The 13,217-nt window shown below is 60.8% G+C and carries 10 protein-coding genes; 3 read left to right on the top strand and 7 right to left on the bottom strand.

Translation table 11 applies throughout. The annotated features are described in order from the left end of the window. Positions 1–674 precede the first annotated feature (674 nt). The 6 genes from purH to IPM54_02990 all read right to left on the bottom strand — a co-directional run bounded on the left by purH (position 675) and on the right by IPM54_02990 (position 9,346). The gene (gene purH / locus IPM54_03015; GenBank protein ID MBK9258788.1) at positions 675–2,252 is read right to left on the bottom strand and encodes a bifunctional phosphoribosylaminoimidazolecarboxamide formyltransferase/IMP cyclohydrolase; all 1,578 of its coding nucleotides are present in this window, start codon (positions 2,250–2,252) and stop codon (positions 675–677) included. A 227-nt stretch (positions 2,253–2,479) separates the two neighbouring features. Then, positions 2,480–4,969 (bottom strand): endopeptidase La, encoded by a 2,490-nt coding sequence (gene lon, locus IPM54_03010; GenBank protein ID MBK9258787.1) that lies wholly within the window; start codon positions 4,967–4,969, stop codon positions 2,480–2,482. Positions 4,970–5,072: 103 nt separating this feature from the next. Beyond that, positions 5,073–6,329, bottom strand: a complete 1,257-nt coding sequence (clpX, locus tag IPM54_03005) for an ATP-dependent Clp protease ATP-binding subunit ClpX (protein MBK9258786.1) — start codon at positions 6,327–6,329, stop codon at positions 5,073–5,075. Positions 6,330–6,694: 365 nt separating this feature from the next. Further along, positions 6,695–7,372 carry an ATP-dependent Clp protease proteolytic subunit gene (locus IPM54_03000; GenBank protein MBK9258785.1) on the bottom strand — a complete coding sequence of 226 codons (678 nt, stop codon included), beginning with the start codon at positions 7,370–7,372 and terminating at the stop codon, positions 6,695–6,697. A 296-nt stretch (positions 7,373–7,668) separates the two neighbouring features. Beyond that, the gene (gene tig, locus IPM54_02995) at positions 7,669–8,934 is read right to left on the bottom strand and encodes a trigger factor (GenBank protein ID MBK9258784.1); all 1,266 of its coding nucleotides are present in this window, start codon (positions 8,932–8,934) and stop codon (positions 7,669–7,671) included. 241 nt (positions 8,935–9,175) lie between these two features. Continuing rightward, on the bottom strand, positions 9,176–9,346 hold the full coding sequence (locus tag IPM54_02990) for a transcriptional regulator (protein ID MBK9258783.1): 171 nt from the start codon (positions 9,344–9,346) through the stop codon (positions 9,176–9,178). 537 nt (positions 9,347–9,883) lie between these two features. Between IPM54_02990 and IPM54_02985 the strand changes: the two genes are divergently transcribed. The 3 genes from IPM54_02985 to IPM54_02975 are packed head-to-tail and all read left to right on the top strand — an operon-like array spanning position 9,884 to position 12,177. After that, complete coding sequence (locus tag IPM54_02985) at positions 9,884–10,681, top strand: ParA family protein (GenBank protein MBK9258782.1); 798 nt, start codon at positions 9,884–9,886, stop codon at positions 10,679–10,681. Beyond that, entirely contained in the window at positions 10,678–11,580 is a 903-nt protein-coding gene (locus tag IPM54_02980; GenBank protein ID MBK9258781.1) for a ParB/RepB/Spo0J family partition protein, read from the top strand. The genes IPM54_02985 and IPM54_02980 overlap by 4 nt, the downstream gene beginning before the upstream one ends. A 51-nt stretch (positions 11,581–11,631) precedes the next feature. Then, a complete protein-coding gene (locus IPM54_02975; GenBank protein ID MBK9258780.1) occupies positions 11,632–12,177 on the top strand; it encodes a VTT domain-containing protein in 546 nt (181 codons plus the stop codon). Between the two features lie 6 nt (positions 12,178–12,183). Here IPM54_02975 and IPM54_02970 read toward each other — a convergent pair whose 3' ends face one another. Next, positions 12,184–13,215, bottom strand: coding sequence for a tetratricopeptide repeat protein (locus IPM54_02970; GenBank protein MBK9258779.1), 1,032 nt, complete (start codon positions 13,213–13,215; stop codon positions 12,184–12,186). Positions 13,216–13,217 lie beyond the last annotated feature (2 nt).

Raw genomic sequence — 13,217 nt, 5'->3', positions numbered from 1 at the left:
CTTCTTCGTCCCCATACGCGGAACGACCGGCACTGCAACAGCCGTCGATGGCGCTGCTGAACGAGTCGCCCGAGGCGCCCCAGGCTCCTTCGCTCGCGCGGACGGGGCAGGCTGCACGGGCGCAGCCTTGGGCGCAGACGCCTCCGCAGCAATTTCACCAAGACGAACCCCGCCCGCTTCACGCAAAAGCTGGCTCCGACAAGGCATCGAACACGCGTACGTTCGGCGCCCGGCCACGTACATCACCTGCGACGCGAGCTCGGGCGCAAAACGTTTCGCGCACGCATCACACGTTGCGAGGTTGTCGCCCTGATCTGCGCCCGCGACCTGGCTTTTCTCGAGGCATTTCTGCGAGCAGTAGAAGGAAAAACCGCCGTTGCGTTCCTCCATTTGATAGCGGAACTGAACGTCGAAGTCCGTTCCGCAAACGCTGCACGCCTCCCGAATCCCAGCCACCTGCATGCTCCTTGGTGTTGTCCGCGTCGCTCGACGACGCGGACGACTGAGCATCAGCACAGGTTCGAAACGAGGGCCAAGTTTTTTTCAGAAGCGGCGTTCAGTGCCGCCCCACCAGACTGGATCGGCCAGGGACCACCGCTTCGAAAAAATGCGCGACGTCATGCGCGCTCGGGGGCAAACGCAAAGGCTGCGGCGAACAGCCAAAAATAGCGAGATCAATGGCGGAAGTGACGAACGCCCGTGAAGATCATCGCAGCTCCAGCCTTGTCTACGGCCGCAATGACATCCGCGTCCTTCACACTTCCACCCGGCTGCGCGAACGCCGTCACACCCGCTTCGAGCGCAAGCTCCACGCCATCCGGGAACGGAAAAAACGCATCCGACGCAAGCACGGATCCCGCAGCATCCGCGCCCGCCTTGCGAGTCGCAATGCGTACGCTTTCGACACGCGACATCTGACCCGCTCCCACGCCCACCGTTCGGCCCGGTTTCGCCAGGACAATCGCATTCGATTTGACATGTTTACAAGCGCGCCACGCAAGATCGAGCGCTTCCAGTTCTTCCGGTGAAACACTTCGCTTGGAAACGACGCGACCCGCCGCAACTTCACCATGCGCCGTCGCATCGCGCGATTGCACGACGACCCCGCCGCTGATCCGCTTGAACACACGCTCGGGAAGATCCGCACCAAGCATCACGCCCGTCGCTAGGAGACGCAGGTTTTTCTTGGTACGCAGCACCGCGAGCGCTTCATCGCTGAACGATGGAGCCACGACGCACTCGAGAAACGTTTCCACGAGAATGTCCGCCGTGCGCTTATCAACCGCACGGTTCAGCGCGACGATGCCACCAAACGCGCTCGTCGCATCCGCGTCACGCGCAAGTCGGTACGCCGCTGCAAGCTCGTCCGAAACGGCCACACCCGCCGGATTCGCGTGCTTCACGACGACGGCCGCCGGCTTGTCGAACTCGCGCACACATTCGAGCGCCGCGTCGACGTCGACGAGATTGTTGAAGGACAGCTCCTTGCCACCTGCACCAAGCGATTCGGCAAAACCAAGCGCCCCCGGGACGACTTCACGTTCCCGGTAAAACGCACCCGTTTGATGCGGGTTCTCGCCATATCGCAAACCGTACGCGCGATCGTACGCAAGCGTCAGGTAACGCGGATACGCGTCACGTGCAGGAGGAGCCGATGCCTCCGCATCACTTGGATCGCCAAGCGACGACAGATACGCCGCAACCGCTCCATCGTACGCGGCGGTGTGAGCAAACGCCTTGGCCGCAAGCTTGCGCCGCGACGCTGCAGACACGTCACCGGATGCCGAAATCTCCGCAGAAAGGGCATCATAATCGCTTGGATCACAAACGACCGCCACACGCGTGTGGTTTTTCGCGGCCGCTCGAATCATCGACGGCCCGCCAATGTCGATCTGCTCGATCACCTCGGCCAAGAGCGCTTCCGGCCGACTCGCCGTCGCGACGAACGGATAAAGGTTCACCACGACGAGGTCGATGGGCGTGCCTCCAAGCCGCTCGAGGTCGAGCGCATCGACGTCACCACGCATCAGGATCCCTCCATGCACGCGCGGATGAAGCGTCTTGACGCGACCGCCCATCACCTCGGGCGAACCCGTGTACGCCTCGATGCTCGTCACATCGATGCCCGCATCGACGAGCGCTTTCAGCGTGCCTCCCGTGGAAAGCAGCTTCACCCCGCGCTGCGCAAGCAGACGCGCGAATGGCAACAGACCAGTCTTGTCGTAGACCGAGAGAAGGGCTTGTCGAATCATGACGGCGAGCGACTAGCGCGGCCGCGAGACAATGGCCAGTGGGAGATGACGAGGTAGAGGGGACGGACCCCGTACAAGGTCAGCTTTGGGAGCTGCTTGATTTCACGGCGCCGCGGCGGGGGCCCCGCTGTTCGAGCCCGCGAAGCGGACGAGTTCGGGGTGCCGCGGATGCCGTGAAATCAAGCCTCCCAAAGCACACCCCATGCAGATGCCAGACTCGGGCAGACTCAGGCGCCAACCGGTTGCTGCGCAGGCATGAGCGGCAATGCCGGAGACGCAGCCGGCACCACCGTGGGCGTAACGAGCTCGCCATCGCGATACTCGAGCGGCGCGTGCGGAGTGCCAAACACAGCTTCGGGATCCGGCACCACGAGCGCTTCGCGAAGCACGTCGTCGACGTGATCCACGAGCACCAGCCTGAGCGATCGCAACACGCGCCGCGGCACGTCACGCAAATCTTTGCGGTTTTCCTTCGGCATGACGACCGTCGAAATCCCACTGCGATGCGCCGCAAGCAGCTTCTCCTTGACGCCTCCAATGCCGAGCACGCGCCCGCGCAACGTGATCTCCCCTGTCATCGCCAAGTCCTGCCGCACAGGCACCCTCATGAGCGCGCTGCACACTGCCGTCACCATCGTCACGCCCGCGCTCGGCCCGTCCTTACGCACGAAGTCGGGGAAATGCACGTGCACGTCCACCTTCTGATAAGCGTCCTGGGACAAACCCAAACGCTCGAGGTGCGAACGCACGTAACTCATCGCCGCCTGAGCGCTCTCTTCCATGCCCTTTTCCAGCAAACCCGTCACCACGAGCTTGCCTTTGCCCGGCACGACGACCGCTTCCGCCGCAAGCAGATCACCACCCACACTCGTCACGGACAAACCGTTGACGAGCCCCACTTCGTCCTGCTCGGCACGCTTCCCTAGACGGAACTTTGGTACACCAAGGAATTTGGGGATGCTCTTCGCCGTGATCTCGATGGGTTTGTCTTTCCCTTCAGCCACGACTTTCCGCGCAACCTTGCGACAAACGCTGGAGATCTCCCGCTCGAGCGACCGAACACCACTTTCCTTCGTGTAGTGGTGAATGATCGTGCGCACCGCGCCTTCCATGAAGTCCATCGGCACCTCTTCCAAACCGCATTCCTTGCGCTGGCGCGGCACGAGGTACTTCAGGGCGATGTTGAGCTTCTCGAACTCCGTGTACCCCGAGAGCTGAATGATCTCCATGCGGTCCTGAAGCGGCACGGGGATCGCTCCGAGCGTGTTCGCCGTCGTGATGAACATGACGTCGGACAAGTCGTAATCGAGGTCGAGGTAGTGATCGTTGAACGTGTGGTTCTGCTCCGGATCGAGCACCTCGAGCAGCGCGGCCGCCGGATCACCTCGAAAATCGGTCGACATCTTGTCGACTTCATCCAGCAGAAATACGGGGTTGTTCGTGCCCGCTTTCTTCAGGCTCTGAATGAGCTTGCCCGGAAGCGCACCAATGTACGTGCGGCGATGTCCCCGAATCTCGGCTTCATCGCGCACACCACCGAGTGACAAGCGGACGAACTTTCGCCCCGTCGCTCGCGCAATGCTCTTGGCAAGGCTCGTTTTACCGACGCCCGGAGGACCAACGAAACAAAGCACGGGGCCCTTGAGCTTCTTCGTCAGCGCCTGAACCGCCAGGTACTCGAGGATGCGCTCTTTGATCTTTTTGAGCCCGTAATGATCTTCATCGAGGATCTTTTCAGCCTCGACGAGGTCGTGTCGTTCTTCGCTCTTTTCGTACCAAGGCAGGTCGAGAATCCAGTCGATGTAGTTGCGTACGACGGTCGCTTCGGCGCTCGTCGGATGCATCATCTTCAGCTTCTTGAGCTCTTTTTTGACCTTCGCGGTGGCCTCTTTGCTCATCCGCTTGGTCTTCAGAGCCTCTTCGATTTCCTGGATCTCGTTCTTGAACTCGTCGCGCTCGCCGCCACCCAGCTCCTTCTGGATCGCCTGCATCTGCTCGTTCAGGTAGTACTCCTTCTGCGTCTTCTCCATCTGCTTCTTGACGCGAGAACGGATCTTCTTTTCGACCTGAAGGATTTCGATCTCCGACTGCATGAGCTCGATGAGACGCTCGAGACGCGCTTTGGCGTCGGGCGTTTCGAGCAAGCTCTGGCGATCGGCGAGCTTGATGGTGGGCAAGTTGGCGATGATGGCGTCGGACAGCCGGCCCGGATCATCGATGGCTTGCACGGCCATGAGGACTTCGGGCTGCACCTTCTTGTTGAGTTTTACGTAGACCTCAAAGGTGCCCTGAACGCTGCGCATGAGCGCTTCGATTTCGACGCTCGATGCGGTCTTTTCGGGGATTTCTTCGTATTCGACCAGGAAAAACGGTTCCGATTGGACGAACCGATTGATCTTCGCGCGCCGTTTGCCCTCGATGAGCACTTTGACGGTGCCGTCGGGGAGACGGAGAAGCTGCATGATCGTGCCGACCGAACCGACGGTGAAAATGTCCTCGGCCGTGGGCTCGTTCGTCTTGGCGTTACGCTGCGCGGAGAGAAAGATCTCCTTGCCGCGATTCATGGCTTCGTCGAGCGCGGCGATGGATCGTTCGCGCCCGACGAAGAGTTGCGAGACCATGTAAGGAAAGACGATGATGTCTCGAAGCGGCAGGAGAGGTGCGATCCCAGAGTCCGGAGCGGCTTTGCCACGATCGCTGTCGTTCTTGAAGAACATCCCGACGTCTTTCTATGCTCGGATGACCGAGCACGAGAGGGTGATACGTGATTGCTCGGACGCATGGCGCCCGGCTGAGGACATTTCGCAGGCGTAACAAACGCTAGGCGAGTTCGGCTTCTTTCGCGTAGACGATGAGCGGCGCGTCGTGCTTGACGATGACGTCCTCACTGACGACCACTTCCTTCACCCCCGCGCGTGAAGGAATGTCGTACATGATGTCGAGCATGGCAGATTCGAGGATGGCGCGCAGACCTCGAGCACCACTGGCACGGTCGAGCGCCATACGAGCGACGGCCGTGAGTGCGCCCTTGGTGAACTTGAGCTTCACCCCGTCCATGTCGAGAAGCCGCTGATACTGCTTGACCAAGCTGTTTCGAGGCTTGGTGAGAATGTCGATCAGCGCGTCTTCGTTGAGCTCGTGCAGCGTCGCAATGACGGGCAATCGGCCGATGAATTCAGGAATCAGCCCAAACTTGAGCAAGTCCTCGGGTTGCACCTGCGAGAGCACGTCGCCGAGCTTGAACTCTTTCTTGGACTTGATGTCGGCACCGAATCCGAGCGTGTTCTGACCGACTCGACGCTGAATGATGTGGTCGAGCCCGACGAATGCACCGCCGCAGATGAACAGAATGTTCGTGGTGTCGATTTGCAGAAAATCCTGCTGCGGATGTTTCCTGCCGCCCTTTGGAGGCACGTTGGCCACGGTGCCTTCGATGATCTTCAAGAGAGCTTGCTGAACGCCTTCGCCCGAAACGTCACGCGTGATGCTGGGGTTGTCGCTCTTGCGGCTGATCTTGTCGATTTCGTCGATGTAAACGATGCCGCGCTGGGCCCGTTCGACGTCGTGATCAGCATTTTGCAGAAGCTGAACGATGATGTTCTCGACGTCTTCACCGACATACCCGGCCTCGGTGAGCGTCGTGGCGTCGGCAATGGCGAAGGGAACGTTGATGATTTTCGCCAGCGTTTGCGCGAGCAGTGTTTTTCCGGAGCCGGTGGGCCCGAGCAGCAAAATGTTCGACTTTTGCAGCTCGACATCGTCCGAATGCACGCGGCTGTCGATGCGCTTGTAGTGATTGTGCACCGCAACGGCGAGAATCTTCTTCGCCCGATGCTGTCCCACGACGTACTCGTCGAGGATGCTTTTGATGTCCGACGGCTTCGGAATGGGCGCCGAACCGGTATACGGTTCGTCCTTCTCCACTTCCTCCGCAATGATGTCGTTACACAGCCCGATGCACTCGTCGCAGATGTACACCGTCGGACCGGCAATGAGTTTCTTCACTTCCTTTTGCGACTTGCCGCAAAAAGAGCAGCTCAGATTGCCGTTCGAGTGTTCGTCCCGCCTTCGCTCCACTTCGGTCCTCTAACCTCTCTCGCCTCGTCGATGCACTAGCGCTGCATTTCGATCGTGGTCCCGCCCGATCGGTTCTTAACGCACGATCAAGCTTGAAATACAGCGTATTTCGAGCGCATCGCGGTGAGCGGATTCTAGTCCCCTACGTTCTCACTCGCAAGTTCACACGCTCGTTCTTGGCGCAATCACTTCGCGCGGCGGCAGGTGTCAAACTGCGCCGCACCCGAAACCGTCGGTCGACGTCGCTCGAAATCCTGCCGGATTCCTCGCTCGGTCGCCCCAGCTTTCGGGCGCTCGCGACGTTTGACATCAGCCACCTAGGTACACAACTCGACATGCGCGGATGAACGGAAGGCAATCTACTATCAAGCAGCCGTCGGCGGCTTGATGCGCTTGGGCAAAACCTCGTCAATGAGGCCGTATTCTTTGGCTTGCGGCGCGCTCAAGTAGAAGTCGCGCTCGATGTCCTTGGCGAGCTCGTCACGCTGTTTGCCCGTGGCGTCGGCAAGGATGTCGATGAGCGTTTCTTTCATCTTCTTGATTTCGCGCGCTTGAATTTCGATATCCGTCGCCTGACCTCGCGCGCCACCAAGAGGCTGGTGAATCATCATGCGCGCATGCGGCAACGCATAACGACGACCCTTGTGCCCGGCAGCCAAAAGCACCGCGCCCATCGACGCCGCTTGACCAATGCACATCGTCGACACCGGGCAGCGCACGTACTGCATCGTGTCGTACATGGCGAGGCCCGAAGTCACGATGCCACCAGGGCTGTTCACGTACACCTGGATGTCTTTGTCGGGGTCTTCGCTCTCGAGAAACAGGAACTGAGCGATGACGGCGTTGGCTACGAAATCGTCGATTTCAGTTCCAATAAAGACGATTCGATCCTTGAGCAACCGACTGAAGATGTTCCATTCGCGTTCGCCGCGATGAGTAACTTCGGTGACGGTGGGCAGGATATAGGCCTGCTCGCGGATGGTGGACAGGACAGACGCCTGCTCCCTTTCCACGAATGTCTGCTCCCGCTCGAGCAACTCCATGGCTTGCTTGCGTGTCTCGACTCGTCGGATCATCCAGGGGCTCCGGTGTGGTTTGGCAAAAAGGTGCCGCGAGGCCCTAGTCCTGATCCAGAAGGAGACCGATCGCAAGTCTTGATGCTGCCAATCCTGTGAAGAAATGCAGCGGCCGAGCGTGCATGCAGGATGCGGTCAATCACGGATGAGGTTGATGCGGATGAGGCCGTGCGGGAAGGCGTGCGAGAAAGCCGAGCAAGCGCCGGCGATCGTGCGGAATGACAATCGCGACGGATCTTGGCCGTGTGGGGGAACCGCAAGAATCAGGCGGTCTTGACGCTCGCCGCCGCCTCGATGATGTCGAGGATTTTGTCTTCGAGGATCATGCCGATGAGCATCTCTTGCTTCTTCGCATCGCGATACTCGGCCTTCACCTTGGCGACGTTCTTGCCCGTCTGCTCAGCAAGCTCGTGATAGCCACGCTCGATGTCTTCTTGCGTGACTTGAACCTTCTTGGACTTGGCGATTTCGGCCATGAGCAAGCCGGCACGAACCTTCGTTTCCGCATCGGCACGAACACGCGCACGCACGTCGGGGTTCATTTCGATGCGCTGGCCCTGACGACGGGCGGTCGCAATGAGCTCACGCTCGCTGAGCTGCGCCTGCTGCTCGACGAGCGACGAGGGCACGGGGATCGGGTTTGCCCTGCACAACTCGTAGACGAGCTGTTCTGCAACAGTGTCCGTGGCTCGCTGCGTGATCTCTTTTTCGATCTTCGCCGATAGCGCAGCACGCATGGCTTCGAGGTTGTCGTGTCCGCAGTCCTTGGCGAACTCGTCGTCGACCTCGGGGAAGTGACGCTCGCGAACTTCCTTGAGCGACACGTGGAACGTGCCCGTTTTTCCGCGGAAAAGTTCGTTGTTGTGGCGGTCGGAGAATTCGACGACGGCGTCTTTCGTTTCACCGATGTTCATGCCCGTCAGGATCGTCTCGATCTCTTTGAACACCTGACCCGAGCCGATCTCGGTCTCGACCTCTTGCTCTTTCGTTTCGCGCGCAGCGCCTTCGATGTCGAGCGTGAAGCCGATGCGCACGACGTCACCCGCTTGCGCCGCGCGTTCGGGCTCGGGAACGGAGAGCGTGGCGTGCTCGCGACGAAGCCGAGCAACTTCGGCGTCGATCATGTCCGCAGTCACCTCGGTCTTGGGCTTGGAGACTTCGAGTCCCTCCCACTTGACTTCGGCGATCTCGGGGCGCACTTCGACGCGCGCTTTGTACGAGAACGGTTCTTCGGGCCGAAGCTCGACGGGCGCAACTTCCGGCTGCGAAAGAGCCTGGACTTGTTGCGCCGCGAGGGCCTTGTTCAACGTCGCATCGACGAGCTTGCGAGCGACGTCGGCGTGAATGCTGCCCGCGTACAGATGGGCGAGCACTTGCCGCGGCGCCTTGCCGGGCCGATAGCCCCGCACGCGTGCGTTTCGTTGAAGGTTCGCATATGCCTTGTCGATCTCGGTCCGAACCTGGTTCGCAGGAATTTCGACGTTGAGCTCGACGAGAACCGGGGAAAGCTTTTCGACGGTGACTTGCATGGGCGTCCGTGTTGGGAGGCAGCCCCATGCCACGCGAAGCGCAGGGGGTCAAGCCGAGGTAGTCGGGCAGAAAAAAAAGAGCCCCGACGGAGAGGCGCCGTCGAGGCTCAGTCGGGGTTCGGCCTGATCATTCGAGGTATCCGGCGTAGTGCCGCACACCTTCTCGGAAGGCTTCTGACGATATGAAGAAGCTTCGCCCCGAACTCTGTTCGCGATGGGCCGGTCGAAACAGGCCCTTTCGCTAAAAATCACGCATGGCTGAGAACGGATCGTCGTCGTCGTCGACCACGATCTCGGCCTCGAACGACGTGTCCTCGACCATGTCCTCGAGGCTCACGTTCAGGCGGTAACTGGCGCGCACGATCTCGCGCTCGAACTCGGCAAAGCTCTGGAAACTCGTGGGCAGAGACATGGGGCGTTCCTCGTCGGTGGAAGTGAGCGCGCTGCGCAAGCGCAAAATCAGTCGCGACCTTGGGTAATTTTTCGTCCTTCGTCAGTGAACAGCGGTAGCACTCGCGCGCACGAACCAGCGGCGGGGAGCGGCGGGGCCCAGAAGGCTCGAGCAAGCACGCGTTCGGAACCCGCCGACTCGCGCGCTGGTAGAAGCGCCGCGGCGAGCGAAAACCGCGACGAAACAGCACCACGTGCCCGAGAACCACGCCCTGCCCGACCCCCCGGATGAACAACCGTCAACCTGGGGTGCGAACTTTGACTACATGTGCCCACTGAGAGCGACATGTGAGTCACTGTAAACAGCAGTGTGTGGAGGGCCAAAAAAAAGGTGCATCTCGTGCCCTCGACGGAGCGGCCTGGGTCGTGTAAGCAGCCGCTACTCGACCGAATGGCTGGGGCGCGGGGGCGTCACGAACTCCCTTTGCTCCAGCGTTGCAGCGCATCCTGCAACGGAGCTCTTTCCGCGCCTTTTGGCGCATCGGTTCCGGCACGCTTCATGGCCCGTACGCCCATCATCTATGCCGTCGCCAATCAAAAGGGCGGCGTCGGCAAGACGACAACCTCGGTCAACCTGGCCGCAAGCCTCGCTGCCGCAGAAAAGGCGACGTTGCTCGTCGACTGCGATCCGCAAGGCAACGCGTCGAGCGGCAGCGGTGTTCGACGCGCAAACGTCGAACGATCGCTCTATGACGTGCTCATCGGTCGATCGTCACTGCGTGAAAGCATCGTGTCGACGGCGGTTCCACGCCTCGACATCGTGCCCGCGACGCAAGACCTCGTCGCGGCAGAGCTCGAGCTCGTCGATGCGCCCGATCGTGCGCTGAAGCTTCGAGAAGCGCTGCATCCGCACATCGGCGGCTACGACTTCGTCATCCTCGACTGCCCCCCGAGCCTCGGGCTGCTGACGCTGAATGCGCTGACTGCGGCGCACCGAGTGCTCGTGCCGCTTCAGTGCGAATACTACGCGCTCGAAGGATTGACGTACCTGATGGCGACGATCGATCGCGTGAAAGCTGCCTACAACCCGCAGCTCGAAGTCGAGGGCATCGTGCTGACGATGTACGACGGGCGCAATTCGCTGACGCACCAAGTGGCCGACGAAGTGAAGGGTCACTTCAAGGTCTTCGACTCGATCATTCCGCGCAACGTGAAGCTCAGCGAAGCTCCCTCCCACGGCAAACCGGTGCTGCTCTACGACATCTCGTCGAAGGGCGCGCAGGGGTACTTGGGCCTCGCACGAGAGATCCTCGAAGCGAACCGGCCGAAGGGTAAGTCCGCGAGGACGCGGTCATGAGTGTGGACCCGAAAAACCAACGTCGCGCGCTGGGCCGAGGTCTGGATGCGCTTCTGCCGGCGCCCATCACGACGACGCCGAGCGGCGCATCGTACGGCGACAAGAGCGTGTTCTTTTGCCCAATCGAGCGGCTCGGTCCTCAACCTGGACAGCCGCGGCAACACTTCGACGACGAAGCGCTCGAAGAGTTGACCGCATCGATTCGCGAGCACGGGCTCATCGAACCGCTCGTCGTGCGTCGCACGCAACCGGGCACGGATCGATACGAGATCATCGCGGGCGAACGACGATGGCGCGCGGCCCAACGCGCGGGGCTCAAAGATGTGCTCGTCGTGGTCAAGGACGTCTCGCCGAAAGACGCCTTCGAACTGGCGCTCGTGGAAAACGTTCAGCGCGAAGACCTGAACCCGATCGAGCTTGCAGAAGCCTACGAGCGGCTCCTGAAAGAACACGGATACTCGCCGGAATCGCTGGCCGAACGCGTCGGAAAAAACCGATCGACGGTGGCCAACAGCCTGCGGCTTTTGAAGCTGCCTCCGCGCATTCGGTCGATGGTGATTTCGGGCGATCTCACCGAGGGACACGCACGCGCAATCCTTGGTGCTCCAAGCGATGACGCGATGTCGGACATCGCCGACAAGGCGGTACGTGGGCGGCTGCCCGTGCGCAAAGTCGAAGAACTCGTGCGGACCGCTCGAAGCCCGAAAGACGCGGCGAGCAAGGACAAGGGCAAAGACGGGGCAACGAAGTCACCTGGCATCAAGGACCTCGAAGCCCGCCTGATGCGAAAGCTCGGCACGAAAGTCGAAGTTCGTGATCGCGAAGGACGTGGTGAGCTCGTGGTCAGTTATGCGTCTCTCGACGAGCTGGACAGGATTCTCGCTGCCATCGGCGCTTAATCCGCTCACTGCCCTTGCTTGGTGCGACCGACTGGTCGCAGGATGCTGGTAGTGCCCTCTCCTTTCCGAGAGCTCGCGCTCTACTTCGCTTTCATGCTCGTGGCGTTCAGCGTCGTGCCTCAACCGCTGGCACCGGCGACGCTATTCACGGCAAAGCTGGCGCCGCCCTGGGCCGTCGCACTCGCAGCTGCCGTTGCGGCTGCCATCGCGGCGGTCGTCGATCACGTCGTCGTGCGACGAGCGTTTTCGCTGAAGCGGCTCGCGGATATCCGACAAACGCAACTCTTCCAACGAGCCGAAGGTTGGGTGAAGGTCGCACCGTTTTTGACGACGACGAGCTTCGCTGCGTTTCCGCTGCCGTTTCTCATCGTGCGCGTGCTCTTGCCGCTGAGTGGTTACCCCATGGGCAAGTACGTCGCCGCCGTCGCCATCGGACGGTTCGCGCGCATCTTCGTCATTGCGATGGTAGGTCGAGCGCTCGACATCCCGACACCGCTGCTCATCGCGATGTATGGCGTGAGCATCCTGGCGATGCTTTGTGCTGCAATCATTCGGCGGCGGCGCAAATCGGCTGCATCGGCCGCGAAGTCACCGTGATCGAGATCATTGCCCGCGTTGTAGCTCGCGCAGCTTCTTGGCTGCGAGCTTTCCGATGGGCGTGTCCTTGCCGTACTCGACGGCTTTTTGCAGCGAAAATTCCGCACTCTGCAGCTTCTGTTGCCGGCGCTGAACCACCCCACTGTAGAAGTATCCTGCGGCGAAGTCGGGCTTTAGCTTGATGGCCGCCTGAAAGTCCTCGAGCGCAGCATCTTCGTTGCCGAGCTCGTCCTTGCACCTTCCGCGGCGCACGAACCAATCGGGTTCGTCTTTCTTCAACTTGATGGCGCGGTCGAACGCCGTCACGCATTCGGCAAACGCCCCGCCATACTCGAGAATGAAGCCCACGTTGACGAATATCTTCGGGTCGTCCTTGGCCATCTCGAGGATCTTTTTCGCGTGCGGGACAGCCTTTTCGACCTGCTTCGCATCGGCGTAGACGTTGGCAAGCGCGAGCCGCAGGTCGACCGAATCGGCCTTCGCGATGGCTGATTGAAACGCCTTCGCGCTACCGGCGACATCTCCCTTTGCCGCACGCGCGTACCCGAGGTTTTGCAAGAGCCCAACATCGTCGGGTACGAGCGCCACGGCCTTCTCCAGGTGCTTGATCGCGTCATCGACCCGCGGAGGTTGCGCCGTGAGGTAGATGGCCGCGAGGTTTTGTGCGGCTGCAGCTAGCCCAGGTTTGCGTTCGAGCGCGGCCAGGTACGACTTTTCAGCGCCCGCGAGATCGTTCTCTTTCTCCAAAACGAGCCCCATGTACGCGTGAGCTTCTGCGTTTTCTGGCGTCGAGCCGATGACGCGCGCGAGCAGCACTTTGGCTTCGGCCCAATGCTCTTTGTCGATGTACGCAATCGCTCGCTGGTAGTCGGTTTTTGCCGCACCGTTTTCGATGTCGGATTCGTCGCCGAGCGGCGGATCCGCAACGAGATCCGGATCGCGCTGCTGCTGCGACGAACCTGCACACGAAGCGCACGCGACGGCCATTGCACACGCAAACGTCCAGCGATTCAGCGCTCGAAGCGACATCTTGAACATGT

It is taken from the genome of Polyangiaceae bacterium (assembly GCA_016715885.1).
Classification (GTDB): Bacteria; Myxococcota_A; Polyangia; order Polyangiales; family Polyangiaceae; genus Polyangium.
The sequence above is the reverse complement of the archived record's forward strand: the minus strand, read 5'-3'. Positions and strand labels throughout refer to the sequence as shown.

Coding starts and splice junctions, on each gene's coding strand:
- purH (MBK9258788.1), bottom strand. CDS start 2,252: ATGATTCGACAAGCCCTTCTCTCGGTCTACGACAAGACTGGTCTGTTG.
- lon (MBK9258787.1), bottom strand. CDS start 4,969: ATGTTCTTCAAGAACGACAGCGATCGTGGCAAAGCCGCTCCGGACTCT.
- IPM54_03000 (MBK9258785.1), bottom strand. CDS start 7,372: ATGGAGTTGCTCGAGCGGGAGCAGACATTCGTGGAAAGGGAGCAGGCG.
- tig (MBK9258784.1), bottom strand. CDS start 8,934: ATGCAAGTCACCGTCGAAAAGCTTTCCCCGGTTCTCGTCGAGCTCAAC.
- IPM54_02990 (MBK9258783.1), bottom strand. CDS start 9,346: ATGTCTCTGCCCACGAGTTTCCAGAGCTTTGCCGAGTTCGAGCGCGAG.
- IPM54_02985 (MBK9258782.1), top strand. CDS start 9,884: ATGGCCCGTACGCCCATCATCTATGCCGTCGCCAATCAAAAGGGCGGC.
- IPM54_02980 (MBK9258781.1), top strand. CDS start 10,678: ATGAGTGTGGACCCGAAAAACCAACGTCGCGCGCTGGGCCGAGGTCTG.
- IPM54_02970 (MBK9258779.1), bottom strand. CDS start 13,215: ATGTTCAAGATGTCGCTTCGAGCGCTGAATCGCTGGACGTTTGCGTGT.